This is a genomic window from Streptomyces sp. NBC_01474 (genome assembly GCF_035918215.1).
In the GTDB taxonomy this organism is placed as follows: Bacteria; Actinomycetota; Actinomycetes; order Streptomycetales; family Streptomycetaceae; genus Streptomyces; species Streptomyces aureus.
Window position 1 is genome coordinate 10,271,178 of sequence record NZ_CP109449.1, and the last position, 26,288, is coordinate 10,297,465.

The following is a 26,288-nucleotide window of genomic DNA, read 5'->3' on the forward strand; positions in this document are numbered from 1 at the left end:
GGTCCATATATTCGGATCAGTGGTCCGGTAAAACGGACCATTGGTTCACTTACTTTACCCCCGCGAGAGACGAAGGAGAGAGCGCTGTGCCAAAACAGACCATGAAGGCGATCCGGCTGCACGAGTTCGGCGGCCCTGAGGTGCTGCGTCATGAGGAGGTGCCGGTTCCCGTGCCGGGGCCGGGTGAGGTGCTCGTGCGCGTGCACGCGGTCGGCGTCAACCCTCCTGACCGGTACGCGCGCGAGGGGATGCCCGACATACCCCCCGAGATCAGGCCTCAGTTCCATCTCCCCCTGATTCCGGGGACCGACGTCTCAGGCGTCGTGGAAGCCGTCGCCGCTGGCGTCAAGGGCTTCGCGGTCGGAGATGAGGTGATCGGCCTTCTGCGCTTCCCCACCGTTCTCCAGAGCAGCGCTTACGCCGAGTACGTCACCGCGCCGGCATCCGACCTCGCCCGCAAGCTGGCTGGCATCGACCACGTGCACGCCGCCGCCCTGGTCATGTCGGGGTTGACGGCGTGGCAGTTCTTGATCGAGCTCGGGCACGATCATCCCTCGCCGTTCCAAGAGGCCCAGCACCGCCCGAGGGAACTCGACAGCGAGAGCACGGTGCTCATCAACGGCGCTGCCGGTGGCGTGGGGCACCTCGCTCTCCAGCTGGCCAAGTGGAAGGGGGCCCGCGTCATCGCCGTGGCCTCCGGCGCCCACGAGACGTTCCTGCGCGAGCTCGGCGCCGACGAGTTCATCGACTACACCAAGGAGCGGCCCGAGGAGGTCGTCCGTGACGTCGACCTGGTCCTGGACACCGTCGGGGGTCCAGGCAGCAGGCGCTTCCTGCGCACCCTCAAGCGCGGCGGGTCCCTCTACCCGGTGTACTTCGGCCAGTTCGACGACGAGGAGAACGCGGAGCTGGGTGTCACGGTCACGGCCGTGTCGGTCCGCTCGAGCGGCGCGCAGCTCGCAGAACTGGAGAGCTTGGTTGACGCGGGGAAGATTCGCGTCGCGATCGACAGCACGTTCCCGCTCGCGGATGCCCGGGCGGCGCACGAGCGCATCGCCCGGGGGCACATCCAGGGCAAGATTGTGCTTACGGTCGCTTAGGGAAGAGCCGTCTCACCGACGCGTCCGGCTGTGGCGTTGCCAAGTCGCGTGGGTGTCAGGGAACTCGGCAGTGCCGCCGCGGCGCATCGCCGCCGAAGACCTGATCGAGTCCGATCTGCAGCGCCGTATACGGCGCTGTGGTCGTCGTCCACGACGCCCAGGCACTGCGGACAGGAAGCGTTGGGGTGGCTACCACCAACCCCAGCATGCCCTGACACACCCTTACCCGCAGGCCTCACGGCTAACTTGGCAGCCCTCGGCTGGCTCGGCGTCAGCCCTCCGCGCCCTTCCGAGGGCTTGCGCCTCTTCCGTAAGCGCGGTGCGGACCAGGTTCCCGGTCGGTGCGCGGGAGTGCGGCGGTCCGCAGGACGATGCGTCGCGGAACCTTGTAGGCGGCGATCCGGTCCCGGCAGAAGGCGAGCAGCGTCGCCTCGTCGGTGTCGTGCGGCGAGGCTGTCCTGACGAACGCGATCGGCACCTGGTCGGCCTTCGGGTCCGCGACGCCGACCACCACCGCTTCCTCCACCGCACTGTGCGTGAGGAGGAAGTCCTCGACCTCGAGGGGTGAGACGTTGATCCCGCCGGTCCGGATCATCTCCGACGCCCGTCCGGCGAAGTGCAGCTCACCGTCCGCGTCGAGGTGCCCCAGATCGCCCGTGCAGAACGTGCCGTCCGGATCGAAGGACGCCGCGGTCTCGTCCGGCTGGCCGAGGTAGCCCGGCGACGCGCACCCGGAGACGACGATCTCCCAGAGTTCACCGGGCGGCTGCACTCGACCGGTCTGCGGATCGATGATCGCGACCCGGTTACCCGGCAGGGCGGTGCCCTGCCGGGCGCACCGGCGGTCGAGCGGCCAGTCGTACGGGTTACCGTCGCTCCGCCGTACGGTTCTCACCGAGGACACATCAGCGCTGCGCGTGACGGTGACGCAGAAGAACGGCACGCTGACGGTGGCGTACGGGGACCTGCCCTGGAAGGCTTCCGTACGCTGCCGGAATGACAGTCGACACCCCCGTTGTGGCCGAGGCCCTGCGGATCACCGGCCGCAATCGGCGCCCCTTGTTCGGCTCCGCCGTCCTGGCCGGCGCAGCGGCGCTGCTTGTCGGAGGGGGAATCGGGGCGGCTCGTCGCCGACGTCGAGGCCCAGCCCGCCTAGCATTTTCTCCCGGGACTCGTCACGCCGGGTTCTGTCGGCGAAGCGGTGGCCCGTCGGCCACGGCGAGCCAGATCCATCCGGCTCAGCGCCAGCCACCGTGGCGCGGTTCCGAGTGCTCGCCAAACGGCGGGTCGTAGACGTCCCCATCGTCGGTGGTCACGACGTAGTCCGGTTCGGTTCTTGAGGCGGCTTCGTGTAGTCGGATGACGAGTTCGGGGAGTGGAAGAACACGTAGCGACAGGGCTGCGGCCACACGGGCACCTTCCTTGAAGATCTCCGGATTGTGCTTGTCACGGGACCGTTCGAAGTGTTGGGCGGAGACCTGCATGACCTCCACGTCGCCGCCGCCGGAAAACCCAAGGCAGTCCTGCCATTCCAGGCCGATGATGATCTCCAGCGCGTCCGCCAGGTCATCGGCGATCAGCCCGCCCTCCCCTTCGGAACTCGCGAACACTACCGGCCGGCGACCGTCCTGCTCGGCACACAGGAAGTACGCCCCACCGGCGGACTCCCCGGCGATTGGCTCGAGCGGCGAACCCGAGGCAAGCCTCAAGCCATCGCCGTAGTGCGTCCGCCAGATGTCGAAGCCGAACGATGACCGCAGCAGCAGGTCGATCTCCGGGATGTTCTTGATCAGGCCCAGCAGATGATCACTTGAGGTCATGGCAGGGACGATAGCGAGTGCGGCTGACACGCAAGGCCCCGGGCGAACAGCGCGTCCGCCATGGATGGCGCACCCCACATCCGTTACGAATGTCGGGCCACCCTCCATACGGAACAAGCCCGTCTGCGCCCGAGACACCACAAGTCATTCTGAAACCATCAGTTGGGAGCGGACTGCGGCGAGTGCCGTTCCCGCATGTCCACGTCGGTGACCGCGAGGGGCTGCCAAACGGCGCCCGGGTGCAAGGCGATCGGCCGGTCCGCGGCCCTTTTGGGTTCCATGCCGCGGCCCGGCAACCCGTACTCCAGGATTGGCATGTCGACAGTCACCACCTGTGAAGCGTGGGTCCGCTCGTACCGTGTTCCCCTTTCGCAGCGCTCCGCTGGATGATCTCCAGCGGGGCGGAACCTGCTGCGCAACCTCTGCGGTCCGCTCGAGTGGGTCGCTGCCCGCTCTGGAGGGAACCCTCTTGCGCGGCACGAGTGATCCTTCGATGTGACGTCGAGAGTCTGGAGCGCTGTAATTTCACAGGCTTGCGCGGTGTGGGGCTCGTCCGCGGCCTGGAAGTTGTCACAGGATTTCCCTTTTCTGGGGCCAGGAGGCCGGCAGGTGTGAACCTGCCGGTTGATCGGGCAGGCAGGTCAGTTGCTGGGGAGTCTGTCCGCACCGGTGCATGAGGGGGGCCAGGTCGGTGCTGGCGGTGCTGTCAGGGGCGGGTGTGTGGGGCGACGGTGAGCGCGGCGAGCTGAGCGGCGCCGGGCAGCATCGCAGGGGCGGACCGGGGGAGCGGTTGCAAGGCCCGGTGCGCGGCCCCGTGGGGGCGGCGGGGTGGGCCAAGTTGGGGTCAGTGGGCTTGGGCGGAGTCGAGGTGAAGGGTGTCACCGAGGCTGACGACGTGGCGGTTGTGGAAGAAGTCGTCCTCGTGCAGCGTGGTGATGCTGCCCGAGGGCGCCCGGAAACTGGCGTAGCCGGCCGACTCGATCGGCATCTTGATCCAGGACGCCACGACGAACGTCAGGGACCCGCCGTGCGTCACGATGATCTGGTGTGCGCAAGGGCTCTGCAGGATCTCGTCCATGGCCGCGTAGACGCGCTGCGCCCACGCGGCCTTGGTCTCGGAACCCTCCACGCCCTCGTCGTGGTCCATCCGCTCCCCGACAGCCGGCGGAGGGACGAAGCGCCGGTCCAGCCACTCCTGCGGCTTTCCCTCTGCCTCACCGTAAGACTTCTCCCGCAGTCTGCGATCCAGGATCGGCTTCACGCCGAACAGTTCGGCTACTTCCTCGGCAGTCCGCGAGGTGCGCTGCAGATCCGAGGAGAACACTTCCACCCCGGCGCCGTCCGGGATCCGAGCCCGCAGCGCCTGGGCGATGGAGAGCGCCGCACGGACGCCGGCGGGCGTCAGCTGCGCGTCGTGCCATCCGCCGACGACGCCCTCGACGTGGTGCGTCGCCTCGGGATGGGTGACGACGTAAAGAGTGCGCATGAGCGCGTGCCCTCCCATTGTCAGGTACGCAGGTGGGACGCGCCGTTGAGGTCCACGATGGTCCCCGATGCCCACATCGCCGCGGGCGAGGCCAAAAAGTGCACGGTGGCGGCGACTTCGTCCGGTGTGCCGACCCTGCCGAACGGACTCTCCGCACGCAGGCGTCCGCCCTCCGGCCCCGCCAGTTTGGCCGCCTGACGCTCGGTCGCCACGAACCCGGGCGCGACCGAGGCGACCGCGATACGGTGCGGTGCCAGTGCAACAGCCAGTGACTGGCCGAGTGCGTGCAGGGCGGCCTTGGTCGTCCCGTAAGCCGGAAAGTCCGGCTCCCCCCGAAACGCGCCACGCGAGCCGACGTTGACGATGGCGCCCCCTGCCCCACGGCCGATCAGGTGCCGGGCAACAGACCAGCACAGATCAGCCGGAGCGAGCAGGTTCACGTCGACCATGCGCCGCCACACGCGCTGCCAGTCAGCGATCGGAGTGTCGGCGACCGGGTGGCGGTTGGCTTGTGTCGGCGCCACACCGGCATTGTTGACCAGGACGTCAACCGAACCCATAGCGGCAACCGCCCGAGAGACGAGCTGCTCGGCGGCGTCCGGCTCGCCGAGGTCGGCCTGCAGCAGCACGTGTCCCTCGCCGGGCAGTTGCCGCAGCGTCTCCTCGGCGCCCGCCCGGTTGCCCGCGTACTGCACCGCAACCCGGTCACCACCATGAGCGAACGCCAGCGCGACGGCCCGGCCGATACCCCGCGAGCCGCCGGTCACCAGGACGGCCCTCATCGGGCGACCGCCGTGCACGCGCCACGCAGGAGCAGCACGGGCCCGTCGGCTTTGACGCCGGACAGCGCACTCGCGGTGCGCGGCCGGCGTGCGAGGCCGTGGCAGCGCTGCTCGTGAGGCGGCATACGGCGGCAGATCAGCGCGGCCGGCGGGGCAACGGGACGGTGCGGCATGGGGAATCTCCTGGTCGGCGAACCTGAATCCTGGCCCGCGGAACATCGGCTACGTCACATTAGACCCGTGCGGCTCGGGGAACACACATGGCAGTGGGCCTACCTGCCAACCCCGCTGTCAGGTTGGCAGGCGGCGGGTGTTTGCGATCAATCCGATGGCCGCCGCCACCCCACGTAACCCACCCGTACGACCACGAGGACGACGCCCGTCATCGACGGACCGCGAGACGATGGCGAAACGGTCCCCTGCCCTGGTCCGGAGCCGATCGTCACCGAGATCGCCCAACGGTGGCAGAGCGGGGGCGCCTCGTCCCCGGCGGGCATGACGAGGAGAGGATCACTCTCGCCGCGTATCGACAGGCTCACCGGCGGGAGTTGATGCCTGGGAAGGGGACGATGCTGACCGCCGACGATCTGACGGCGCGGAGCAGCAGGTGTTAGGTGCGGCAGCCCGCAGCCAGGCAGTCGACCTGCAAGTTGGCGACGCCGCCGCGGACGACCCGCGCTGCGCAGGAGACCACCGGCGCACGGACGTCGCGCTCGGGGCTCGCGGAGCCTGCGCCGAGCGGGGCTCTGCCGTGGGTCTACCGTGCGTCAGATCTGGTCCGCGAGGCGCACGTAGTCGTAGTAGAGAGGGTCCCCGTCCTCGTCCACCGGGTACTCGTAGCTGCTCTGGTTGGCGAGGACGATCTTCAGCTCCGGCAATTCGTCGAAACCGAGGCCGTTCTCGGTGATCTCGTGGCCCCGCTCCGCGAACAGCTCGAAGAGGTCCACACTCGGGGTGCGGAAGACGTCGAGACCGTCGAGGAGCACCCGTACGTCGGCGTCCTCGTCGAAGAACCGGAACAGCTCCACGCCGCTCAGCGCGCCCTTGGTGAAGCCGAGCATCACGTTCAGGCCGGACGCGTCGTGCTTGAGCAGGATCTGCCCGGGCTCCAGATCACTGGAGGCGACCCGCAGCAGCCCCCACGCCTGGACCGCGTCGCGCGCCTCCTGCGCCGACATGCCGAGCCGCAGCGGCCCGACACCGACCAGCGGCAGTAGTTCCAGTGCCATGTTCCGTCCTTCGCCTTCCTCGATGCCCTAGTGACGTGCCGCGGACCTCATGCGAGAAGAGCGGCCTTGTCGATGTTCCATCCTCGCGTCTTGAGCATGTCCTGAAGGGGCTTGTTGTCATCCAGGCTGGCGACCATGTCCTTGATGTGCTGATCGTAGGTGCCAGGGAAGCGCCGCTTGATGTCGTCGATGTCCATGCGCATGGCGTCGGTGATCCGCCCCGAGTTGATCAGCTCGCGCTGGTACTGCTGCCATGCCTGCGACTGCAGTGAGTACCCGGTGCTGCCGCCTATCAGCGCATGCCGAGTTGGTTCAGGTCGGTGCGGCGGGCGTCGGTGAGTCTGTCGGCTCTGCGGAGGGTGTTGGCGAGCCACATGCCGAGCTACACCGGGACACTGTCAGTGCCATTCTCCCGTCCTGCCGCTGGTGTTCGGCAGAAGACCGGGACTGTCCCTACGTGATTCCTGGACACCTGCAGATGCCCATCACGGGCGTGGAACTGGCGGGCTGCGGCGAGGTCAAATGCCCACTTGTCGTTCTGCGTGCGCCGTACCGGCCGCTCCTCTTCGCCGGCCTATTCGATACCGAGCTTGCTTTCCAGTAGCCACTGCTGCACAGGCCCGAGCTTGTCCCACCCCAATCGCTGCGCCCGAACCCACGCCCCGAGACAGGGGGACCGACGAAATGGCCCACCCGGGGTGACGGAATGAATGGGGCGACGGGCGGCGCGACCAACGACCCTTCTCGGCGCCGGTGCCAGAAACGCTCAACCTTCGCTGCGAGAGGTCAACTGGCGCGCAGTTACCGAACGGCGTCGTGGTGTGTCGGCCGGGTCGGCTGCCGGTCAGAATCCCATCGGGCGGGGGTGGGGCTCGGCGGTGGGGTCGGCCGACCAGACGAGGCGGAGTTCGACGTTGTCCGGGCCGGCGAGGGACTGGATCAGGCGCGCCGCCCAGCCGTTCCAGTAGACGAACGTCTTGTTGTCCGTCAGACGGAAGCACGGAGCGTCGGAGGGGATCCGGTCAGGGACGAACACGGCGTGCCAGATCTCACCGGCCTCGTCCGGCGCCGACGACGCCTCGTGGTCGAGGCAGTCGGCCACGACCTCGGGGATGTAGGCACAGAAGTCGTCAGGCCCGCCATCCGGCACATGGACAGGGATGTACGTACCGAACGGCTGGAAGGCGGCGCGGGTCTCGTCGGCCAGTTTCCGGCTGAACACCGGCGCGACGACGTGCCCGCTGGGGTAGTCCGACACCGAGGCGCTGGCATTTCCGTGCCAATCGGCGACGAGCGAGCCGGGCAGCGGATGGGAGCTGCTGTCGATCTCCCATCGGATGAGGGGGAGTGCGTCGACGAGGAGTCCCTTGTAGCGGTCGCCGAAGTCCGGCATGACGCGGAAGACGTCGAGTGTGCCGTTGGTGGGGAGGTTCATGGTGCCGTCCATGTTGCGGTGGGGCCGGGGGACCCGGTCTTCAGTTCCTTCAGAATCGTGCTGCCGATGTTGCCGAGCTCGGTTTTCAGCGGGATCTAGCGAGGAGCCCCGGCCCTTTAGGGCAAGGCCATGAAGTTAAGGGTGTTTGCGCTGGTGGGAAGGTGTTCTGCGTGATGGCCTAACGCAGGAAGCGGAGCCCCGGTAGAACTGACTGGTCCGCCAAGACAAGCCGTTCACAGCACCGGAGGCTCCGCTGTCAGGCCAGTGTGTCATCACTCGTGAAATCGTGGTATCCGAGGGCGTGTTCGCGCCTGGACATGTGGGGGAACTAACCCGGATCGTGCCGTTCGAGATGGTCGATGCCGTCCTCGCCGAGACCAGCGCCGGCCAGCGCCGGCTGCGAAAACTGCCTGCCCGCGTCGTGGTCTACCTGCTGATGGCCGCCACCTTGTTCGAGGACTGTGGCTATCTTTGCCGTCTGGCGCAAACTCACGGCCGGCCTGGAGGCTGCGTCGATTCCCACCGTCACAGCGACAGCGCTATGGGATGCCCGAACCCGCCTCGGACCTGGGCCGGTGCGGCACCTGTTCGATCTGCTTCGTGGACCAGCGTCCGCGATCCGGACAGGTGGCGCCCGCTGGAGGGGAATGCTGACCGTCGCGATCGACGGCACCTACCTCGATGTTCCCGACAGCCCAACCCACCGGGCCCATTTGGGGAAGGTCTCCAACCAGTACGCCGCGGCTTCCGGCTATCCGCAGATCTGCCTGACTGCGCTGGTCGCCTGCGGCACCCGGGCCATCATCGACGCGGCTTTCGGCCCCCGCAGCAGCGGTGAGACCGTCTACGGCCAACAACTCACGCGTTCTCTTCACCACCGCATGATCGTGCTCTTGGACCGCGGCTTCGCCACCAACGCGTTCCTGGCCTCCGTCGCCGCCACCGGGGCCGACTTCCTGGCCCGCCTCAGCGCCATCCGCAAGCCGCCCTGCCTGCGTCGGCTCGAAGACGGATCCTTCCTGTCCCGGTTCGGCCCGCTCGAAGTCCGGATCATCGAGTGCGAGATCACCATCGCCACATCCGGCGGACGCAACACCGGTGTCTACCGGTTGGCCACCACCCTGCTCGACGCCCGCCGCTACCCGGCATTCGACCTGGTCAAGCTGTATCACGAGCGGTGGGAGGTCGAGTCGGCCTACTTCGAGATCAAGAAGTCGATGCTGGGGCGGCGGGTCCTTCGTGCAAGGACCTGGGCCGGGATCACTCAGGAGATCTACGCTCTCCTGACTACCTATCAGGCCATCCGAATTGCCATCACCGACGCGGCCGACAGCGCAGGTGCCGACCCGGACAGAGCCAGTTTCAGCATCGCTCTACAGACCGCCCGCGACCAGCTCATCCAGGCCGCCGGCATCATCGAGGACAGCACCATCGACCTCGTCGGCGCCATCGGCCGAGCGGTTCTGGCCCGCCCGATGCCCGGCCGACGTCTCCGCATCAGTCCCCGAGCAGTGCGCCGTCGAAGACGCCGAGCTTCACCGGTACGGAGCGGACCTTCCCGGCCGCGTCGACGACGTTCACCGAGTAGTCGCCGTCGGCGGAGGCTAGCAGCGCATTGACCGGCACGGTCAGCACGTTCTTGAGTTCGTTGCCGGTGAATCCGACGGTGACCGGGGCGCCCGTGAGGCTGCCCACGTCGGCGGACTTGTCGAGCGTGATGGCGACCTGGAACCTGGCGTTCTCGGCCCCCGAGCCGGTCTGCGACTGGGACTTGGCGGACGAGGTGGCCACCGTGGAGACGGAGCTGACGTACCCCGACACGGTCTTCCCGCCGGGCACGGTGACCCTCACCACGGCATTCTTCTTGGCGATGTTCTGCTGACCGACCGGCAGGCTGACCGTGACCCGCCGCTGGGTGCCGGTCGCCTCGTACGCGGCGCCGCCCGCGCCGTCGCCCAGAGCCGCCTGGAGCGTCTTCACCTGGATCGCGCCCGGCTGGACCACCACGCTGCCGGGCGACAGCGTCCCGGTCCGGGTCACGTCCTGTGCCTCCTGAAGGCCCCCGACGGCCTCGGCGGTCGCCCAGGTGAACGTCCGGTCGACGGCCAGGTTGTCGCCGTAGCCGAGCGCCTTCAGATTGCGCTCCAGCTCCAGTACGTCGTACCCGTCCGACATGCCCTGCTGCAACTCACGCCAGAACGGCATCGAACCGTAGAACAGGGGGACTCGGTGACCGTCGACGCCGTAGGCCTGGTGGCCGCGCCGGATCACGTCGCCGGCCTGCGGGAGCCAGGTGACCCGGCCGCCGCCGCCCGCCAGCACGGTGTAACTCCCGGCGTAGCCGAGTGTGCCGTCCGCCTCCGTCGTGCTGGCCAGAGCGCCGCGGATCACGGCCACGGTCGGCAGCGTCGTGTCGGTCTCGTGGTTGGCCTCTTTGCCGTCCCGCAGCGCCTACACCGCCACGCCTGCGCCGCCGATCGCCAGCACGGCGGTCCCGGCCAGCAGCGTCCGCCGTCTGCCACCGCGGCGGCGCTGCGGCGGTGGGCTCTCCTCACTTGTGAGGGGTGCAATCGCGGAATCCAGCACCGTCAGCCTCCAGGTAGTCCTATGTGGACGACAACTTGATGGTGGTCAGCCTGGCCGGAGGCCGGTTTCAGGGCGGTGACCGTATGCGTTAACCGCGGCCTTAGCGTGCCGGGGAGAACCTTTTCCCACGTGCGCCGGAGCGCGGCGCACGCCTGTGTCCGGCCTGCCGGCGAGGTATCTCCGGGCACGCCGACCGTCTTGATGATCAGTCCGTGGCCGGATCCGCGAAAACCTTCCTCACCCACATCCGGACTTGCGCGAGCACGGGTTGAACGGATACGCGGTCAGCAAGCCGGTCCGTCGTGCAATCCGCTCACTGCCCGAAACTCTCTGGCATCCCGCCTTGGACCAGAACGGGACACTGCGAGACGGCGCCGAAGTCGCCGAACTGACCGGCATGGTCGACCTCGCCGGTCACCCGGCCAGCACCCGCATCACCGTGCGGCGCGAACGACCGCACCCCGGCGCCCAACTGTCCCTGTTCGACCACGACGCGGGCCTGCACCATCAGGCATTCCTGACCGATACCCCCTACGCCGGCAGCGGCTCCGCACGGTTCCTTGAGGTCCGCCAGCGCGGACACGCCACCGTCGGGGACCACATCCGGTGCGGTAAGACCACTGGCTTCGGACGCATCCCCTCCCGCCATTTCGACGTCAACGCCACCTGGCTCGAACTCAGCCTCGCAGCGATCGATCTCCTCGCCTGGGCCCGAGTCCTTCTGTTGGATGGCGAACTGGCCGCTGCCGAACCCAAGAAACATCACTACCGACTGCTGCACGTTGCCGCCCGCCTCACCCGCGGTGGACGCCGCCTCCGCCTGCGGATCTCGGCGACCTGGCCCTGGAGACACGAACTGGCCACGGCTTTCCACCGCCTTGCCGCACTGGCCACGCCGTACGGTGATGCCCTGGTCGAGCGTGGCACGCTCGGCGGGCTCCAGGTCGGCCGCGCGGAGGAAGTCGGCGACCTTGCCGGGCATGTCGAGGGCGTCCGGAGCAGCGGCCGTGTACTGGGGCAGGAGGTCGGCGACGGCGGTTCGGATGGCGCCGCGGCTGACGTCGTGGTCGCGGGCGAGGGCGGCGATGGAGCGGCCTTCCAGATATGCGGCGCGCACGGCGTCCACCTTCCATACCGCTACGGCCGGGCGGCGGCCGCCCTTGTTGCCCTTGGCCTCGGCCGCCCTCAGCCCGTCGTAAGTCAGCTCGCGCTGGAGGTCACGCTGGAGCTCCCCGGCGGCGCTGAGGGTCTGCACCATGAACTTCACGGTGGACAGCAGCTCCCCGGTGCCGCGGACACCGATGTTGGCGATTCCCCGAGTCAACACAGAGGTGCGGCTCGTCCGGTGCGGCACGCGTCAACGCAGGTTCGAGTCAGCCGATGGAGGAGATGCCGCCCTCGCGGGCGTCGAGTAGCTCGTCCCAGTGCTCGGCCGCCCATTGGCACGCGGCGGCCAGCGGCTCCAGCGTGCTGCGGCCTAGCGGTGTCAGCGCGTACTCCACCCGCAGTCTCGGGTCGGCGTGCACGGTGCGTGACACGAACCCGTTCCGCTCCAAGCCGCGGAGCGACTGGGTGAGCGCCTTCGGGGTGACGCGACTCAGTGGTACGCGGAGTTCGGAGTATCTGCGCGGGCCGTCCTCCAGGCAGCGGAGGACCATGGATGCCCATTTGTCACCGAAGCGGAAAGGCAGCAGCGAGGACGGGCACAGCTCGTCGAACAAGTCGGGTGGCAGCGGTGGCCGTTGCGTCATTGAGGGTCTCCCGTCTCAGGTCTTGGTATCCAGCTGGTAACCGACCTTCTGGATATCTTCCGGAGCATCGACTCAACGGGAGGTATTCCGACGATGGGCAGGATCGTGGTTGTCGGGGCGGGTGGCTGCCCGACTGCTCGACAACCTCACCGATCCGTCCTCCTCTGGCCGGAAGGCAGTCGGCTTGCCGCACCTCAAGGCAACGTCAGATGTGCAGTAACAGGCGTCGAATGAACACCATTATTTCGACCTATAAAGGTAAGGCAGGACATTATGCGTGCAGCCCGCTTCCATGAATACGGCGGAGCGGAGAGCCTGGTGATCGAGCAGGCCCCCGACCCCCACCCCGGACTTGGTGAGATCCGTGTCCGCGTCGCGGCGGCCAGCGTCAATCCCATCGACTGGAAGCTGCGCGCCGGCGCCCTGCACCAGCTGATTCCCCTGGAGCTACCCGCCATCCCCGGGCGCGACGCCGCCGGCGTGGTCGACGAAATCGGTGACGGAGTGCAGGGGGTGAGCATCGGCGACCGCGTCTTCGGGCTGGGCGGTGTCACCGGCGCAACCGCAGAGCTGGTCATCCTCTCAGCCTGGGCCCACGCCCCCGACACGTGGAACGACGAGCAGGCCGCGGGCGCCGGCCTCGCATCCGTGACCGCGATGCGTGGCCTGAACGCGCTCGGCTCCCTGGCGGGGCGCACCCTTCTCGTCGAGGGCGCCGCCGGAGGCGTGGGCGGCGCGGCAGTCGAGATCGCTGTGGCACAAGGTGCCACCGTGATCGGGACAGCCAGCGAACGCAACCACGAGTTCCTCACCTCTCTAGGCGCCGTTCCCACCACCTACGGCCCCGGCCTCGCGCAGCGCCTCTCCGCTCTCGCTCCGCACGGCGTCGACATCGCGCTCGACACCGCGGCCTCCGGATCCCTGGACGACCTCGTCGCGATCACGGGCGACCCGACACACGTCGCGACGGTCGCCGACCACGCAGGCGGGCAGCGCCTGGGCACGCATGTGGTCAACGCGGAGAACGACTCCACCCTCCTGTCCGCGGCCGCGGAACTGGGCCAGCAAGGCCGCTACACACCCCGTATCGAACAGACCTACCCCCTGGAGCGGATCGCCGACGCCCACGCGCATGCTGAGCGCGGACGCACACGCGGAAAGATCGTGATCTGCATCTGAAGCGAGGGCACGGCGCAGATGCGCCAGTCCGCCAAGCGGCTTAAGTGATCTCCGGGCGGGCGAGCAGGTCGCGTACGTGACGTACCTGTTCGTCAGCGGCCGTGGGGACCAACGGAACAGTGGTTGTCGGTAGGGACGGTTCCGCTTGTGGGTCTCGCAGATACGACCGGTTGTGAGAACCGTTCCTGCTGGCCAGCGCCAAGCACGTTTGCCCAGGCCGGTTCTCGCAGAACCCCTCTCACAACCGCCGAGTTCTGCGAAGCCGTTCTGAGAGACGCGGTCGGCGTGCCGCGACCTGCGGAAACCGGCTTAGCGTTACTGGCTGTTCCGTTGGTCCCGACGCCGGTTTACGGCCCTGGTCTCGTATAGCTTGGCGGCGACGTCGGGAACCCGAAGCGCACCCGCAGTCCGCGCTGACATGATCGGCGCAGTGTCGGATCCGCCTCACGCGGCCGTGATCGCCCCCGCGTTGCTCATGACCTGCACGCTCTCGTCGAGGACGTCCGTGGCCGGGGTGCGGTCCGGGCTGTAGCCCGCCAGGTCCGGGACGCTGGAGCCGCTGATGAGTTCCTGCGCGGCGAGGAGGCCGAGCGCCGGCGCCAGCGTCACCCCGCTGTGCGTGACGACCGTGTAGAGACCGGGCGTTGCCGCCGAACAGCCCACCAGCGGCAGCCCGTCCGCCGGGACCGGACGCATTCCCAGCCGGACGCCGGCCATCTCGGCTGCGCGCAAGGGGGCGTACACCTCGCGGCCCAGGCGGTGCAGCTCCTGTTCCAGTGCCGGGTCGGCCTGCCGTGCCGTGTCCGACGCTCCCTCGACATCCGGCGGCAGTACGGCGTCCACCGGCCAGGAGATGGACACCACGCGGCCGTCGGGTGCGGGCCTCAGATCGACACCAGGAGTCGCCAGGATCGCGCCTAGGCGGTCCTGATCCGGCAGCCGCGTGCTCTCGCCCACGAGCCCGGGCACCCGGTTGAGCGGCAGCGACCCGCCGGCCAGCGCGGCAATACGCCCTGCTTGCGGACCAGCGCAGTTGACCACCCAGTCCGCCTCGAAACGGCGACCCTCGGCCACCACTCCGGTGACGCGGTCAGCGGTGCGCAGCACCCCGGTGACCCGCAGCCCGTAACGGATGTCCGCGCCGTTGAGCGCCGCCCGGTCCAAGAGGCGCCGGGCGAACAGGGGCGCGTCGTACCAGGACGCGTGCTCGTGGACGACGAGCTCGTCCGCCCGGCATGCGTCAGGGTTCACGCCCGGGGCCAGCTCGGCCAGTTCGGACGGATCGGCGGCCTGGCAGGCGTGACCCCAGCCGCGCAGGCGCTCGGCGCGCTCGCGGATGACGAGCTGCTCCCGCTCGGTGTGGCCCCACTGTACGAGCGGCACGGGGTGACGCCAGTCGGCTCCGCCCAGCTCGTCGCCGAGCCGCACATGCAGTTCGGCGCTGCGCCGGTTCAACGCGTAGTAGGTGTGCGGGGTCTTGAGGTGGGTGACGTCGATGGAGAAGGTGGCGCTGGATGTGCCGGCGGCCGGACCGCCTGCCTCGATCACTGTGACGTGGGCGCCGGCGGCCGCCAGATGGTGCGCGACGGAGGCGCCGAGCACGCCGGCTCCGATGACGAGGACACGGGGCATGGGTCTTCCTTTGCGGTGCGTGGATGAAGAGTGGGGGAGGCGTGGCGTGGGACCGGTCAGCGGACCTTGCCGAGGAACGCCCGAGTGCGCCCGTGGCGGGGGGAGCCGAGCACGTCCGACGGCGTGCCGGACTCGACGACGACACCGCCGTCCATGAACACGAGGGAGTCGCCGACCTCCCGCGCGAAGCCCATCTCGTGCGTGACGACGATCATCGTCATGCCCTCGTCGGCGAGGGCGCGCATCACGTCGAGGACCTCGCCCACGAGCTCGGGGTCGAGGGCGGAGGTGGGCTCGTCGAACAGCATCAGCTCGGGCCGCATCGCCAGAGCCCGGGCGATCGCCACGCGCTGTTGCTGACCGCCCGACAACTGCGAGGGGTAGGAGTGCGCGCGGTCGGCGAGTCCGACCCTGGCGAGGAGCGCCTGGGCCCGCTCCCTGGCCTCAACCTTGGACGCCTTCCTGACCTGCACCGGCGCCTCCATCACGTTCTGCAGCGCCGTCATGTGCGGGAACAGGTTGAACCGCTGGAAGACCATGCCGATGCCGCGCCTCTGGCGGGCCACCGCCGCGTCGTTCAGTTCGTGCACACGACCGTCGCGCTCCTCGTAACCGATCAGTTCGTCGCGTACGTACAGACGCCCCGCGTCGATGGTCTCCAAGCGATTGATGCAGCGCAGGAACGTGGACTTGCCGGAGCCGGACGGGCCGACCAGGCACATCACCTCGCCCGCCATGACGCTCAGGTCGATCCCCTTGAGCACCTCGGTCCTGCCGAAACTCTTGTGCACGCCCTTGGCGCGCACCATCGTCGCGGTGCTTGTCTTCATCGCTCCTCCAGAGGTGCGGGCCGGCGCGCGGCGAAGGTGGCGCGCATGCGCTGGAGCGGGGTGGGCGGCAGGTCACGGCTCGCCCCGCGCCCGTATCGGCGCTCCAGGTAGTACTGGCCGACGCTCAGGACCGACACGGCCAGCAGATACCAGGCGCAGGCAACGGTCAGCAGAGGGATCTGCTGGAAGTTGCGCGAGTAGATGGCCTGGATGGAGGTCAGCAGCTCGGGCACGGCGATCACCGAGACCAGTGACGTGGTCTTGAGCATGGAGATCACTTGGTTGCCGGTGGGCGGAATGATGATGCGCAGGGCCTGCGGCAGCACGATCCGGCGCAGGGTCTGACGATGCGTCATGCCAAGGGCGTTCGCCGCCTCCGACTGCCCGTCGTCCACGGAGGCGATGCCGGAGCGGACGATCTCCGCCATGTAGGCGGCCTCGTGCAGTCCGAGACCGAGCAGGGCCGCCGACGTCTGGGTCACCAGCTGGTTCGTGTCGAACTCCACGAACGTCGGCCCCCACGGCACGCCGAGCCCGACCTGGGGCACGACCGCGGCGAGGAAGTACCAGAACAGCAGCTGGACCAGGAGGGGTGTGCCGCGGAAGACCCAGATGTAGAGCCAGCTCAGGCGGGACAGGAGAGGGTTGTCCGACCTGCGCATCACAGCCAGGACGACACCGCCGACGATGCCGATCGCCATCGAGGCCGCCGTCAGCCAGAGCGTGGTGCCCAGACCCTCGAGGACGACGGGCGCGAAAAGGTGGTCGCCGACGGTCGCCCACTGCATGCGCGGGTTGGCGGCCCACCCTTGGAGCAGGAACACGAGGACGAAGGCCAGGGCGGCCGACGCGACCCAGCGGCCCGGACGGCGCAGCGGCACCGCGTCGATCTCCTTGCGGACCGCGGGCATCTTCGCGATGCCGGTGCCGCGGAGAGTGGACTCGCTCATGCGGTGGCGCCGCCGTTCACCGTGGCGCGGTCCAGGGCGCCGGACTCGACGTCCCAGCGCTTGAGGATCTTCCCGTAGGTACCGTTGTCCATCACCTTCTGGAGGGCCTGCCGCACCGCCTCGACCAGCTTCTTGTCCTGCTTGTTCACCAGGATTCCGTACGGTAGGAAGCGGTAGGGCTTGCCGACCTGCTTCATCTGGCCGTGGGACTGCTCGGCCTGGTAGGCGACGGTGGGCGTTCCGCCGACGAAGGCGTCTGCGCGACCGGTGGACAGGGCCTGGAAGCAGCCGACGGAGTCGGGGAAGACGAGCGGCTTCGCGGCCGGCTTGCCCGCGGCCTTGCACTTCTTGGCCTGCGCGTCCACGTCGTCGACCTGGGCGGTGCCGTTCTCCACGGCGGCCGTCCGCCCGCACAGGTCGCCGAGCGAGCCGATGGACTCGGCGTTCTTCTGCTGGACGAGGATGGCACTGCTGGTCTTGAAGTAGTCGACGAACGTGACGTGCTGCTGCCGTTCGGGCTTGTCCAGCATGGCCTGGATGGCGAGGTCGTAGCGGCGCGACTGTACACCGCCGATGATGCTGTCGAAGCTGGCCTTGGAAAACTTCACCTTGACACCGAGGATCTGGCCGACCGCCGTCATCAGCTCCGGTTCCATGCCGATCAGCGTCTTGTTGTCGGAGCCGAGGGACACCAGGGGCGGATAGTCGTCGCCCTCCGCCACAACCAGCTCACCGGAGTCGCGCACCTTCTGCGGCAGGAGCGCCGCGAGCTTCGCGTCCTTGCGCTGCGCGGCCGGGCCGGAGTCGGCAGCGGGCCCTTTGCCTCCCGCGTCGGCCGAGGGCGATCCACCACACGCCGCGAGCAGTGGAAGAAGTCCGGCCAGCGCCACACCGGCGGATGCGGCGCGCTTCGACCGGCGGGCTCGGAGCCCCGGGAGCCGTATTTCCATGGCAGTGCCCTTCCCTGGGTCGGCCGGCCATGTCCTGGCCGGTCAATGCCGCTCAATCTGCGGCAGCGGGGACGGCAATACAAGATGAAGCAGAATGAACGTTGCCGCACACGTCGTTCAGCTGAACTGTTGCTCGTAGGGGAGACGATCTCCGTTCCGACCTGCGGAGAATCAGTGGAAGCGTGGCCTCCACCTGCCCACAGGGAACCTTCCTGGATCGAACTCTGGCGGCGGCACCAGGCCGGTTGTTAAGTTCACCTGATGCTGACCCCGACGCAGTTGCAGGCGATCCGAGACGTGGTCGCCACCGGCTCGCTGCGCACCGCCGCCCGCCGCCTCGGCTACTCACCGTCCGCGATCTCGCAGCAGATCGCCTCGGTCGAACGGGCCCTCGGTGTGCCCCTCTTCGAGCGGTCGCCGCGCAGTGTCCGGCCGACCGCCGCGGGTGCCCAACTCGCCCGCAGAGCCGTCAGATTGCTCGCCGATCTGGAGGCAGCCGAGGACGAGATGCGGTCCTTCGCGGCGGCCGAGCGCGGACGACTGCACCTCGGGAGCTTCTGGTCGGCAGGCTTCCGTCTGATGCCCGCGGTCCTCACCGACTTCCTGCGCGACCGCCCGCACGTCGACGTCCGCTACGAGGAGGGCGACCCACCCGTCACCCTGCCCGCCGTCGCCGAGGGCCGACTCGACCTGGCGGTGATCTTCGAATACGGCACGGTGCCCCGCAACGACCCACCCGACCTGGAGCGCACCCTCATCCTCGAGGAGCCGCTGTACGTCCTCATCCCCAAGAAACACCGCCTCGCCCGCCGCAAACGCATCCGGGTCGGAGACCTCTCGGCCGAGCGCTGGATCTGTTACCGCGAAGACACCGACGCGGCCCGCTCCTTGTTCCACATCTGCGCCGAGGGAGGCTTCCGCCCCGAAGTCATCTTCCGCACGAACGACTACAACCTGCCCTTCGAACTCGTACGGAACGGGCTCGGCGTTGCCATCGTGCCCGAACTCGCCCTGAGCAAGTCGGACGACGTACACCTCATCCGCCTCGCCAACCCCACCCACGTGCGCCGGGTGTTCGCCGTGCGCCGCGCGGGAGACCCGAACCCGTTCCTCGACCAGGCGGTCGCGGTCCTGCGCACGGCGGCGGCCACGATCGACCGCGAGCTGTCGCAGACGATCGACCCGCCGACGGCGGTGTAGTCGACGGGGGTGACAGCTTCTCCGGCCCCCTTGTGGCGGGGGAGTGGCCCCCCCGCCGCGCCCAAAACGTACCCCGAGAAGGCCCCGTGATGAGCGCGCCCACCGCCAACACCCGCAGCCAGTTGGTCAGCGTCCTGACCCCGTCGGCCTGTATCGCCGAGTCCGGCGGCATCACGCACTTGTCCGAGAGCGTCCGCCCGTGGGCTGGGCGACGCACTATGCCGGGGCCGAACAGTCCTGGGAGCGGGTAGCAGAGGCCCGCGTGAACGAGGAAGTCGCCCCGCTGCTCGCTGAGATCGCGACGGCTGCGCCCCCGACGGACGTCGCGTACCTGTATTCGTCGGTGGAGTGTTGGCGGCGCGCGTCGGTTGAGGCGACACGCCCCGCACACGCATCGGCCCCCGCCGGGCCGTCACCGTCGTCGTCCTGTTCGTCAGCGCGAGCCTCGGCGTCATCTCACTCGGATACGCCCTCTCAGCATCCCTGCTGGTGGCCGGGCTGTTCCTGCTCGGCGCGGCTACGGGTTTCTGGGACGTCGCGATGACCGTGCACGCCGCAGCGGTCGAACGACAGCTCGGCCGTCCCGTCATGCCGCGCTTCTTTGCCGCGTTCAGCCTCGGTACGGTCGCCGGTGCCGCGGTCGGTGTGCTGATGACCGCACTGCGGGTCCCGGTAAGCATCCATGTGGCCGTGATCGCAACGATCATCGCCGGGGCGGTACCCGCGGCGGCACGGCACTTCCTTCCTGAGCACGCCGCGCGCCCCATCGCAGTGCCACCGCCGGTGAGAATGTCCCGCCCGGGTCTGGGCGCGTGGCGAGAACCGCGCACCGTGGCGGTCGGGCTCGTCGCACTGGCCTTCGCGGTCGCGGAAGGGGCGGGCAGTAACTGGGTCAGCGTCTCGGTCATCGACCGTCACCACGTCACCGCCACGATCGGCACGCTGGCCTACGCCTCCTTCCTCACCGCGCTCACCGCCGGCCGCTGGCTCGGGCCAGCGGTCCTCCACCGGTTCGGACGAGTCACTGTCCTTCGGACAGCCGCCGCCGTCACCACCACCGGCGTCGCCCTTTTCGCGCTTGGGCCGTCCACTGGACTGGCGTTCGCGGGAAGTCTGCTCTGGGGGATGGGCGCGGCGCTTGGCTTCTCGGTCAGCATGAGCGCCGGGGCCGACGAGCCCGCTCGTGCCGCCGGCCGCGTCAGCGTCATCACCTCGATCGGATACTGCGGCTTCGTCGGCGGACCGCCTCTCATCGGCTTCCTCGGAAACCAGACCACTGTCGGGCATGCCCTGCTCGTCATCGCGATCCTCATGACCCTGTCCGCTGTGATCGCCGGGACCACCCGCCGGTCCCCCGACAACCGCACACAGAGCGGCTCCGACACCCAGGCACGCACCGCTGTCACGTGAGAACGAACCCCTTGGAGACCCCCATGACCCGCCACGCGCCCGCGATCGCAGTCCCCGAGGCCGAACTGAACGAGCTGCGCTCACGGCTGCTCAACACACGCTGGCCGACCCCCTGGCCCGCCACCGGCTGGGAGGCCGGCACCGACTCCGGCGAACTGCGACGCCTCGTCACCTACTGGGCCTCCGAATACGACTGGCGTGCCCACGAAGCCACCATCAACGCCCTGCCGTCCCATCTCGCAGATATCGACGGAACCCCCGTCCACTACCTCCGCTTCGACGGCGAACACCCCGGCGCCCTGCCGATCGTCCTGACCAACGGGTGGCCCAGTTCCTTCCTCGAACTGACCACCCTCGCCCGCCGGCTAGCCACGCCGTCGCGGTACGGGGGTGACGCCGCCGACGCGTTCACCGTCATTGTCCCCTCGCTGCCCGGATTCGCCTTCTCACCTCAGCGGCCCTCGCTCGCTCAGCCACCGCAGACACATGAGATCTGGCACCGGCTCATGCACGACGAACTCGGCTTCGAGCGCTACGCCGCGCACGGGGGCGACCTGGGCGCCGGCATCACCTCCAGGCTCGGCGAAGCTCACCCCGAGGCCGTGGTGGGCATCCATCTGATGGCGATCGCCAGCCCAGTCGCCTATGACGCGGCCGGTGTCACCCCCGAGGAGCAGGAGTACCTCGATTCCGTCGCGGTGTGGTCCGCGGAAGAGGGCGGGTACCAGCACCAACAGAGCACCCGCCCTTTCACGCTGAGCTATGGTCTGGCCGACTCGCCGACCGGGTTGCTTGCCTGGATCGTCGAGAAATACCGTGCGTGGAGCGACTGCGGTGGTGACCTGTCGTCTCGGTTCAGCGACGACTTCCTCCTCACGCAGGCGTCGCTCTACTGGTTCACGGGCACCATCTCGACCTCCTTCCGGCCCTACTACGAATACGCCCAGCGGCTGACGAGGCGGGTGGAGCGGGTCAACGTGCCCACGGCCCTCGCTCTGTTCCCGGCCGACCTCACCCAGCCGCCCCGCAGCTGGGCCGAGCGCACGTACAACATCACGAGGTACACCCTCATGCCCCGTGGCGGACACTTCGCCGCCCACGAAGAACCCGAACTCCTCGCGCACGACCTCACCGAGTTCTTCCGCGCACACCGGTGAACGCCGAAACCCGCGAGAGTTCTTGCGCCTCAGCACCAACGCGCCCGTAGCCGGATCGACTTACCGGTCGTCGTCGGCGCCCGGATCCCGCAGGGGCCGCAGGCCCCCGGGCAGTTCCGGCAGCTGGAAGGAGTACCGGCCGAGCATGTTGATGTTGTGCCGCACGAACGGCGAGAGCCGGGCCACGTCCGCCTCCCGGACGCCGAAGCGGTCGGCGCGGAGCTGGGTGCCCGCGGCGTCCATGTAGCGGGTGTTGAATGGGACCAGGGCGTTGAGGACCAGGTCGAGCGCGCCGATCTGCTCCTCCATGCCGTCCTGGGAAGATCTTCCGGGCGAGCGCGTGGCGGCCCTCCTGGAGGTTGGCCTGCACTTTGATCTTCCGCCGGTAGGCCGGTTCGTCGGCCAGGCGCAGGATGTGCAGGGTCTTGGCGATCCGCCCGTAGTGGGCGATCGCGTCACCGAGCGGGGTCGGCCGGTCGTCGCGCGACAGCATGCGGATCACGTCGTAGGCCCGCACGGCCCCGCTGTGGATGGAGTCGATGATCCGCAGAATGTCCTCCCAGTGGCGCTCGATGCGGGCCAGGCCGACCCGGCCGCGGGCCGCGTCCTGGAACGCGCCGTAGTCCGCCGTCCGGTCGATGCGCCACATCTTCTGATCCGGCAGGTCCGCCAACTGCGGCGCGTAGGTGAACCCTGCCAAGGTCAGGAGCCCGAAGACAATGTCGGAGTACGAGGCGGTATCGGTCACTATCATGTCGGGACGCTTGCCGCCGTCCCGGTCGTACAGCACATACCGTGAGTCGCGCGGGGTGCCCGCCACGACCTTCCCGCCGAGCCCGGCCGCCTGGTCATTGATCATGTTCAACCAGGTGGCACCGCCCCGCCGCCCGAAGAATTTTGGATTCGGCCGTGCGTAGACCGAGGGATGCCTCGGCAGAACAGCCCGCGCAAACAGCCCAGATCGGCAGCTGCGCCCCGGTGCGTACCTGCGAAACCTGGTAGAGGCTGTGTTGGAGAGCCGGGCGCTACGCCCAGTCGTCCTCGGAGTCCTGCCGGCCCACGAGCATGTCGTTGAGGCCCTCCTCGGTGATGGCCTCGGTGCCGTCCTCGATGGACTGCTGGGCCGTCTGACAGATCAGCTGGTCGAGGGTGTCCATGTAGCCGCCGGGTCGCTCATGGAGCAACTGCTCGAGGGCCAGCAGGGATCCGGGTTCGTGGTTGTACAGCACGAGGTTGTCGTCGTAGGCCTTGAGTACGCTGCGCCAGCCCTCCTCTGCTCCTTCCCTAAAGCTTTAAGCGGCGGCTGCCAGACGACGGGTCGCTGCTTCAGCGAGCTGACGGGTGTCGGTGGTGAAGGTTTGTGCCGGTGCTCCGATGATGAGAAACACGTGCGGGCTCGTGATCCGATGCCGCACCTCGATCACCAGCTCGACTGCGACGCACGCGTCGAACCGGGGCTGCTGCAGCAGCGGGTCGGCGGACAGTGCGGCCTCGGTCAGCCCGTGAAGGGCGCCCGGGCCGGTGACGGCCAGAGATCGGGCCACCCAGCGTGCGGCGTCGAACTCCGCCGGTCCACACACGCCTGCGGGGTCGATGAGCGCCAACTCGTCCCCGGATCTCAGAAGATTGAATCCGACCGCGTCACCGTGAAGCAGAACGGGCTCGATGTCCGGATCCGTGAGAACCCGCAAGGCGTCATCGGGTGAGGGCAGTCCGCTCTCGCGCCAGATCTGTACGGCCTCATGGAGCCGGGGACTGAGGAAGCCGTGCAAGGTCTCCACTTCGGCCGGCGGTTTCAGATGCGCCCGCCGGAACAACCCGACAACCTGTGCCGTGGCCGCGGCCATCTCGGCATGCGGCAACGCGGCGCCCGGCACCTTCCCCAGCAACAGGTGTGTGACGTCAGGGGCGTGGGTACCGACGCCGTGGTCGAGGAGCGGCGCGCACGGCACCCGGTGCACGGTCCAGGCCGCCAACGTCGCCGCCTCTGCGGACCGCGGTTCGCCGATCAGCTTCAGAACGGCGAGAGATCCGTCGCGCAGCCGGACCTCCCAGAGCACGTTGGCAGACAACGGGCTGCCGGCCATCGCGACTGATCGTCCGCAGGGAACGGCCGCATCCCGGGGCCCAGTTGAGGTTCACGGATGCCGACAGCATGCGGCTTACCTGCTTCGCGACCAACACCGCCGGCCAGCCGATCGCCGAACTCGAGCTTCGTCACCGGCTGCGGGCCCGCGCGGAAGACCGCATCCGGGCCGCCCGGGCCACCGGCCTGCGCAACCTTCCCCTCCACGACACAGCCCAGAACAAGGTCTGGCTGGAGATCGTCCCAGATCGCTCTCGACCTGCTGGCCTGGATGCCCATGCTCGCCCTGACCGGCAAGGCCCGGCTCTGGGAGCCCCGCCGCCTGCGGTTCCGCCTGTTCACCGCGGCCGTCCAACTCCTCACCACGACCCGCGTGCGATCGCCGGCGTTCTCGCCTCACCACTGCGGCGCTGCGCGAGGTGGCCCTGCAGCGGCCAGCGGAGGCGTGGGTCGGGCAGTGACAGTGGGCATAGGGTCCGGACGCCACGCCGCGGGAGGTCCTGCCCGACGAGGAGCGACCGACCGCGACACACTGACAGCAGGTGTGCCGACGAGACGAGGTGGTCGCGGATGAAGTTCGGAGTATCGACATTTGTCACCGATGAGGGCATTGGCCCCAAGGCGTTGGGACCCGCCCTGGAGGAGCGTGGGTTCGACTCCCTGCTGCTGGCCGAGCACTCGCATATTCCGGTCAAGCGGGAGTCCCCGTACCCGGGGGGCGGTGAGCTGCCGCGGATCTACTACCGGACGCTCGACCCGTTCGTGGCGCTCGCCGCGGCCGCCTCGGTGACCCGTGACCTGCTCCTGGGCACCGGCATCGCTCTGGTGATCCAGCGCGATCCGATCCACACCGCGAAGGAGGTCGCCTCCCTCGATCTGATCTCCGGCGGCCGGGCCGTGTTCGGGGTCGGCGCGGGCTGGAACCGCGAGGAGATGCGCAACCACGGGACGGATCCAGCCGTCCGTGGGCGGCTCATGGACGAACGCATCCGCGCGATGATCGAGCTGTGGACCAAGGAGGAGGCCGAGTTCCATGGCGACTTCGTCGACTTCGATCCCGTCTACGCCTGGCCCAAGCCGGTCCAGAAGCCCCATCCGCCCATCTGGGTCGGGGGCGACAGCGAGCGCGCTTTCGAACGCGTCGCCGCGTACGGTGCGGCGTGGATGCCGAGCGCTCTGCCGCTCGAGAAGCTGGGTGAACGCATCGCGCGTATGCGGCGGACCGCCGGTGACCGCCCGTCCGTCGTGGTGTACGCGGGCCGGCACGACCGGAAGGCGCTCGACACCTACGCCGAACTCGGCGTCGAACGCGTCCTGCTGTATCTGCCGACCCTGCCGGAGAACGAGACACTGCGCACCCTGGACGAACTGGCCGAGGCCACGTCCGGCCACCGGTGACAGCTCGCGGCTGCCGCTGAATAGGAGCTGACCGTGCCGGATATGGCCGGGGACGAGGCGCGCCGCCGGTTCATGACCGCGCGGGTGGCGCGCCTGGCGACGGTGGATGCGGGCCTGCGCCCGCATCTGGTGCCGGTCGTCTTCGCGGCCCACGGCGAGGAGATCGTCACCGCCGTCGACTGGAAGCCGAAGAGGTCGCAGCAGCTGAAACGGTTGGACAACATCGCGGCCCACCCGGCTGTCTGCCTGCTCGTCGACGCGTACGACGAGGACTGGGAGCGGCTGTGGTGGGTCCGCGCGGACGGTGACGCCCGCGTGCTGCCGCCCGGCACCCAGGGCGAATACCCGGCGGCCGTCGCCCTGTTGCGGGAGAAGTACGCGCCGTACCGGCAGCGACCGCCGACCGGTCCGGCGCTCGTGATCGCCGTCCGCCGGTGGCACGGCTGGCGTGCCGCGTCGGGGGGGTGACCGTAGGGCAGGAGAGACGCCGCCCCCGGCATCACCAGTACCGTGTGCCGCTCGAAAATACGATTCGGTGCTGTGAGCTGCGGCGAGGCCGTTCGGTCAGGCGGTTCTCTCGTACTGGTTGATCAGGCCTCCGAGGAACGGGTGTACTTGGTGTCCCGGTCCCGGAGGAGGAAGCGCAGCGACTCCAACCGGCGCCCCTGCGCTATGGCAAGGTTCCTGGCCTGCTGAACGGTCCACGAGGCGGCGGGGGGCGGTGACGCCAGCGAGGTGGACGCGGCGGGTGCCGTGTTCGATGAAGATCAGGGCGTACAGGCGCTTGAGCGAGATGGTGTCCAGGTGCAGGAAGTCGGCGGCGATGATGCCGTGGGCCTGGGCGGTCAGGAACTGCCGCCAGGTGGGGCCGGAGTGCTGCGGGGCGGGGTCGATGCCGGCTGCGTGGAGGATCTCCCAGACTGTGGACGGGGCGATCGGGTAGCCGAGGCGGGCGAGTTCGCCCTGTATCCGGCGGTGGCCCCAGCTGCTGTTCTTCCGGGTCAGGCGCAGGATGAGCTGTTTAACCTCGAGCTTTCACCACGAGTGGTGTCCGGTAGGCGACCAGGAAAGCAGAAAGTGCTCCTGACCTGCAACGATAGGACTTGCTGAGGGCCCCCGCCCCTTGGGGGGCGAATTCCAAGGGTCGTCGCAACACGTGATCACTGACGTGTGGTGACGAGAAGTCTAGAGAGACGCTCGGCTGGGGTTTCCCAGCCGAGCGTCTTGCGTGGGCGGCTGTTGAGTTCGGCGGCGGCTGCGTCCAGGTCCTCGTGGCTGTAGTGGGACAGGTCGGTGCCTTTGGGTGC

The 26,288-nt window shown here is 68.7% G+C and carries 24 protein-coding genes and 7 pseudogenes; 11 read left to right on the forward strand and 20 right to left on the reverse strand.

Features of this window, described 5'->3' with window-relative positions; translation table 11 throughout:
- Window positions 1-101: 101 nt before the first annotated feature.
- Window positions 102-1,100, forward strand: a complete 999-nt coding sequence (locus OG758_RS47215; RefSeq protein WP_372566582.1) for an NADP-dependent oxidoreductase — start codon at window positions 102-104, stop codon at window positions 1,098-1,100.
- A 271-nt stretch (window positions 1,101-1,371) separates the two neighbouring features.
- Here the strand turns inward: OG758_RS47215 and OG758_RS47220 are convergent, their stop codons facing one another.
- The 9 genes from OG758_RS47220 to OG758_RS47260 all read right to left on the reverse strand — a co-directional run bounded on the left by OG758_RS47220 (window position 1,372) and on the right by OG758_RS47260 (window position 7,852).
- Entirely contained in the window at window positions 1,372-1,995 is a 624-nt protein-coding gene (locus OG758_RS47220; RefSeq protein WP_326715552.1) for a class I adenylate-forming enzyme family protein, read from the reverse strand.
- Between the two features lie 343 nt (window positions 1,996-2,338).
- The gene (locus OG758_RS47225; protein ID WP_326715553.1) at window positions 2,339-2,920 is read right to left on the reverse strand and encodes a hypothetical protein; all 582 of its coding nucleotides are present in this window, start codon (window positions 2,918-2,920) and stop codon (window positions 2,339-2,341) included.
- 158 nt (window positions 2,921-3,078) lie between these two features.
- Window positions 3,079-3,252 (reverse strand): hypothetical protein, encoded by a 174-nt coding sequence (locus OG758_RS47230; RefSeq protein WP_326715554.1) that lies wholly within the window; start codon window positions 3,250-3,252, stop codon window positions 3,079-3,081.
- Between the two features lie 512 nt (window positions 3,253-3,764).
- Complete coding sequence (locus tag OG758_RS47235; protein WP_326715555.1) at window positions 3,765-4,406, reverse strand: histidine phosphatase family protein; 642 nt, start codon at window positions 4,404-4,406, stop codon at window positions 3,765-3,767.
- A 20-nt stretch (window positions 4,407-4,426) separates the two neighbouring features.
- On the reverse strand, window positions 4,427-5,188 hold the full coding sequence (locus OG758_RS47240) for an SDR family NAD(P)-dependent oxidoreductase (RefSeq protein WP_326715556.1): 762 nt from the start codon (window positions 5,186-5,188) through the stop codon (window positions 4,427-4,429).
- Window positions 5,185-5,361 carry a hypothetical protein gene (locus OG758_RS47245; RefSeq protein ID WP_326715557.1) on the reverse strand — a complete coding sequence of 59 codons (177 nt, stop codon included), beginning with the start codon at window positions 5,359-5,361 and terminating at the stop codon, window positions 5,185-5,187. Before OG758_RS47245 ends, OG758_RS47240 begins: the two co-directional genes overlap by 4 nt.
- 594 nt (window positions 5,362-5,955) lie before the next feature.
- Complete coding sequence (locus OG758_RS47250; protein ID WP_326715558.1) at window positions 5,956-6,417, reverse strand: hypothetical protein; 462 nt, start codon at window positions 6,415-6,417, stop codon at window positions 5,956-5,958.
- Between the two features lie 47 nt (window positions 6,418-6,464).
- Window positions 6,465-6,614, reverse strand: coding sequence for a hypothetical protein (locus OG758_RS47255; protein ID WP_326715559.1), 150 nt, complete (start codon window positions 6,612-6,614; stop codon window positions 6,465-6,467).
- A 647-nt stretch (window positions 6,615-7,261) separates the two neighbouring features.
- Window positions 7,262-7,852 (reverse strand): hypothetical protein, encoded by a 591-nt coding sequence (locus OG758_RS47260; protein WP_326715560.1) that lies wholly within the window; start codon window positions 7,850-7,852, stop codon window positions 7,262-7,264.
- 352 nt (window positions 7,853-8,204) lie between these two features.
- Here OG758_RS47260 and OG758_RS49285 point away from each other — a divergent pair.
- Both OG758_RS49285 and OG758_RS47270 read left to right on the forward strand, forming a co-directional pair.
- Window positions 8,205-8,261, forward strand: a pseudogene (locus OG758_RS49285) (hypothetical protein); the annotation flags it as partial.
- Window positions 8,262-8,313: 52 nt separating this feature from the next.
- Window positions 8,314-9,135: pseudogene (locus OG758_RS47270) on the forward strand (IS4 family transposase); the annotation flags it as partial.
- A 214-nt stretch (window positions 9,136-9,349) separates the two neighbouring features.
- Here OG758_RS47270 and OG758_RS47275 read toward each other — a convergent pair.
- Window positions 9,350-10,249 carry a peptidoglycan-binding protein gene (locus OG758_RS47275; protein ID WP_326715561.1) on the reverse strand — a complete coding sequence of 300 codons (900 nt, stop codon included), beginning with the start codon at window positions 10,247-10,249 and terminating at the stop codon, window positions 9,350-9,352.
- 404 nt (window positions 10,250-10,653) lie between these two features.
- Here OG758_RS47275 and OG758_RS47280 point away from each other — a divergent pair.
- Window positions 10,654-11,342: pseudogene (locus OG758_RS47280) on the forward strand (transposase); the annotation flags it as partial.
- A gap of 469 nt (window positions 11,343-11,811) precedes the next feature.
- Here the strand turns inward: OG758_RS47280 and OG758_RS47285 are convergent.
- The gene (locus tag OG758_RS47285; RefSeq protein ID WP_326715562.1) at window positions 11,812-12,189 is read right to left on the reverse strand and encodes a winged helix-turn-helix transcriptional regulator; all 378 of its coding nucleotides are present in this window, start codon (window positions 12,187-12,189) and stop codon (window positions 11,812-11,814) included.
- A 273-nt stretch (window positions 12,190-12,462) separates the two neighbouring features.
- On the opposite strand from OG758_RS47285, the gene OG758_RS47290 reads away from it, so the two are divergent.
- Complete coding sequence (locus OG758_RS47290) at window positions 12,463-13,368, forward strand: NADP-dependent oxidoreductase (protein ID WP_326715563.1); 906 nt, start codon at window positions 12,463-12,465, stop codon at window positions 13,366-13,368.
- 444 nt (window positions 13,369-13,812) lie between these two features.
- On the opposite strand, the gene OG758_RS47295 is transcribed toward OG758_RS47290, so the two are convergent.
- From OG758_RS47295 to OG758_RS47310, 4 genes are read right to left on the reverse strand one after another with little or no spacing between them, the layout of a single operon-like run.
- Window positions 13,813-15,000, reverse strand: coding sequence for an NAD(P)/FAD-dependent oxidoreductase (locus OG758_RS47295; RefSeq protein ID WP_326715564.1), 1,188 nt, complete (start codon window positions 14,998-15,000; stop codon window positions 13,813-13,815).
- A 56-nt stretch (window positions 15,001-15,056) separates the two neighbouring features.
- Window positions 15,057-15,830 (reverse strand): amino acid ABC transporter ATP-binding protein, encoded by a 774-nt coding sequence (locus OG758_RS47300; protein ID WP_326715565.1) that lies wholly within the window; start codon window positions 15,828-15,830, stop codon window positions 15,057-15,059.
- Complete coding sequence (locus OG758_RS47305; RefSeq protein ID WP_326715566.1) at window positions 15,827-16,780, reverse strand: amino acid ABC transporter permease; 954 nt, start codon at window positions 16,778-16,780, stop codon at window positions 15,827-15,829. The genes OG758_RS47300 and OG758_RS47305 overlap by 4 nt, the downstream gene beginning before the upstream one ends.
- The gene (locus OG758_RS47310; protein WP_326715567.1) at window positions 16,777-17,730 is read right to left on the reverse strand and encodes an ABC transporter substrate-binding protein; all 954 of its coding nucleotides are present in this window, start codon (window positions 17,728-17,730) and stop codon (window positions 16,777-16,779) included. The genes OG758_RS47305 and OG758_RS47310 overlap by 4 nt, the downstream gene beginning before the upstream one ends.
- A 261-nt stretch (window positions 17,731-17,991) precedes the next feature.
- Here OG758_RS47310 and OG758_RS47315 point away from each other — a divergent pair, with 261 nt between their 5' ends.
- The 3 genes from OG758_RS47315 (at window position 17,992) to OG758_RS47325 (ending at window position 21,497) form a co-directional block, all read left to right on the forward strand.
- A complete protein-coding gene (locus OG758_RS47315) occupies window positions 17,992-18,930 on the forward strand; it encodes a LysR family transcriptional regulator (protein WP_326715568.1) in 939 nt (312 codons plus the stop codon).
- Between the two features lie 393 nt (window positions 18,931-19,323).
- The gene (locus tag OG758_RS47320) at window positions 19,324-20,340 is read left to right on the forward strand and encodes an MFS transporter (protein WP_326716272.1); all 1,017 of its coding nucleotides are present in this window, start codon (window positions 19,324-19,326) and stop codon (window positions 20,338-20,340) included.
- A 23-nt stretch (window positions 20,341-20,363) separates the two neighbouring features.
- Window positions 20,364-21,497, forward strand: a complete 1,134-nt coding sequence (locus OG758_RS47325) for an epoxide hydrolase family protein (protein WP_326715569.1) — start codon at window positions 20,364-20,366, stop codon at window positions 21,495-21,497.
- Between the two features lie 60 nt (window positions 21,498-21,557).
- On the opposite strand, the pseudogene OG758_RS49290 reads toward OG758_RS47325, so the two are convergent.
- The 3 genes and pseudogenes from OG758_RS49290 to OG758_RS47345 form a co-directional block, all read right to left on the reverse strand.
- Window positions 21,558-22,362: pseudogene (locus OG758_RS49290) on the reverse strand (Tn3 family transposase).
- Window positions 22,363-22,522: 160 nt separating this feature from the next.
- Window positions 22,523-22,726 (reverse strand): hypothetical protein, encoded by a 204-nt coding sequence (locus OG758_RS47340; RefSeq protein WP_326715571.1) that lies wholly within the window; start codon window positions 22,724-22,726, stop codon window positions 22,523-22,525.
- A 63-nt stretch (window positions 22,727-22,789) separates the two neighbouring features.
- Complete coding sequence (locus OG758_RS47345; protein WP_326715572.1) at window positions 22,790-23,584, reverse strand: hypothetical protein; 795 nt, start codon at window positions 23,582-23,584, stop codon at window positions 22,790-22,792.
- A gap of 2 nt (window positions 23,585-23,586) precedes the next feature.
- Here OG758_RS47345 and OG758_RS47350 point away from each other — a divergent pair.
- From OG758_RS47350 to OG758_RS47360, 3 genes and pseudogenes are all read left to right on the forward strand, one after another.
- Window positions 23,587-23,983 (forward strand): annotated as a pseudogene (locus OG758_RS47350) (transposase); the annotation flags it as partial.
- Window positions 23,984-24,153: 170 nt separating this feature from the next.
- On the forward strand, window positions 24,154-24,981 hold the full coding sequence (locus OG758_RS47355; protein WP_326715573.1) for an LLM class F420-dependent oxidoreductase: 828 nt from the start codon (window positions 24,154-24,156) through the stop codon (window positions 24,979-24,981).
- A gap of 33 nt (window positions 24,982-25,014) precedes the next feature.
- The gene (locus tag OG758_RS47360) at window positions 25,015-25,449 is read left to right on the forward strand and encodes a TIGR03668 family PPOX class F420-dependent oxidoreductase (protein ID WP_199842036.1); all 435 of its coding nucleotides are present in this window, start codon (window positions 25,015-25,017) and stop codon (window positions 25,447-25,449) included.
- Between the two features lie 125 nt (window positions 25,450-25,574).
- Here OG758_RS47360 and OG758_RS47365 read toward each other — a convergent pair.
- Window positions 25,575-26,007, reverse strand: a pseudogene (locus OG758_RS47365) (integrase core domain-containing protein); the annotation flags it as partial.
- A gap of 134 nt (window positions 26,008-26,141) precedes the next feature.
- Window positions 26,142-26,285, reverse strand: a pseudogene (locus OG758_RS47370) (IS30 family transposase); the annotation flags it as partial.
- Window positions 26,286-26,288 lie beyond the last annotated feature (3 nt).

Excerpts from the sequence above, each read along its gene's own strand:
- OG758_RS47225 (WP_326715553.1), bottom strand. The coding sequence starts at position 2,920 with ATGACCTCAAGTGATCATCTGCTGGGCCTGATCAAGAACATCCCGGAG.
- OG758_RS47290 (WP_326715563.1), top strand. The coding sequence starts at position 12,463 with ATGCGTGCAGCCCGCTTCCATGAATACGGCGGAGCGGAGAGCCTGGTG.
- OG758_RS47315 (WP_326715568.1), top strand. The coding sequence starts at position 17,992 with ATGCTGACCCCGACGCAGTTGCAGGCGATCCGAGACGTGGTCGCCACC.
- OG758_RS47295 (WP_326715564.1), bottom strand. The coding sequence starts at position 15,000 with ATGCCCCGTGTCCTCGTCATCGGAGCCGGCGTGCTCGGCGCCTCCGTC.
- OG758_RS47260 (WP_326715560.1), bottom strand. The coding sequence starts at position 7,852 with ATGAACCTCCCCACCAACGGCACACTCGACGTCTTCCGCGTCATGCCG.
- OG758_RS47300 (WP_326715565.1), bottom strand. The coding sequence starts at position 15,830 with ATGAAGACAAGCACCGCGACGATGGTGCGCGCCAAGGGCGTGCACAAG.
- OG758_RS47310 (WP_326715567.1), bottom strand. The coding sequence starts at position 17,730 with ATGGAAATACGGCTCCCGGGGCTCCGAGCCCGCCGGTCGAAGCGCGCC.
- OG758_RS47325 (WP_326715569.1), top strand. The coding sequence starts at position 20,364 with ATGACCCGCCACGCGCCCGCGATCGCAGTCCCCGAGGCCGAACTGAAC.
- OG758_RS47215 (WP_372566582.1), top strand. The coding sequence starts at position 102 with ATGAAGGCGATCCGGCTGCACGAGTTCGGCGGCCCTGAGGTGCTGCGT.
- OG758_RS47305 (WP_326715566.1), bottom strand. The coding sequence starts at position 16,780 with ATGAGCGAGTCCACTCTCCGCGGCACCGGCATCGCGAAGATGCCCGCG.
- OG758_RS47240 (WP_326715556.1), bottom strand. The coding sequence starts at position 5,188 with ATGAGGGCCGTCCTGGTGACCGGCGGCTCGCGGGGTATCGGCCGGGCC.
- OG758_RS47355 (WP_326715573.1), top strand. The coding sequence starts at position 24,154 with ATGAAGTTCGGAGTATCGACATTTGTCACCGATGAGGGCATTGGCCCC.
- OG758_RS47250 (WP_326715558.1), bottom strand. The coding sequence starts at position 6,417 with ATGGCACTGGAACTACTGCCGCTGGTCGGTGTCGGGCCGCTGCGGCTC.
- OG758_RS47255 (WP_326715559.1), bottom strand. The coding sequence starts at position 6,614 with ATGGACATCGACGACATCAAGCGGCGCTTCCCTGGCACCTACGATCAG.
- OG758_RS47285 (WP_326715562.1), bottom strand. The coding sequence starts at position 12,189 with ATGACGCAACGGCCACCGCTGCCACCCGACTTGTTCGACGAGCTGTGC.
- OG758_RS47345 (WP_326715572.1), bottom strand. The coding sequence starts at position 23,584 with ATGGCCGGCAGCCCGTTGTCTGCCAACGTGCTCTGGGAGGTCCGGCTG.
- OG758_RS47245 (WP_326715557.1), bottom strand. The coding sequence starts at position 5,361 with ATGCCGCACCGTCCCGTTGCCCCGCCGGCCGCGCTGATCTGCCGCCGT.
- OG758_RS47235 (WP_326715555.1), bottom strand. The coding sequence starts at position 4,406 with ATGCGCACTCTTTACGTCGTCACCCATCCCGAGGCGACGCACCACGTC.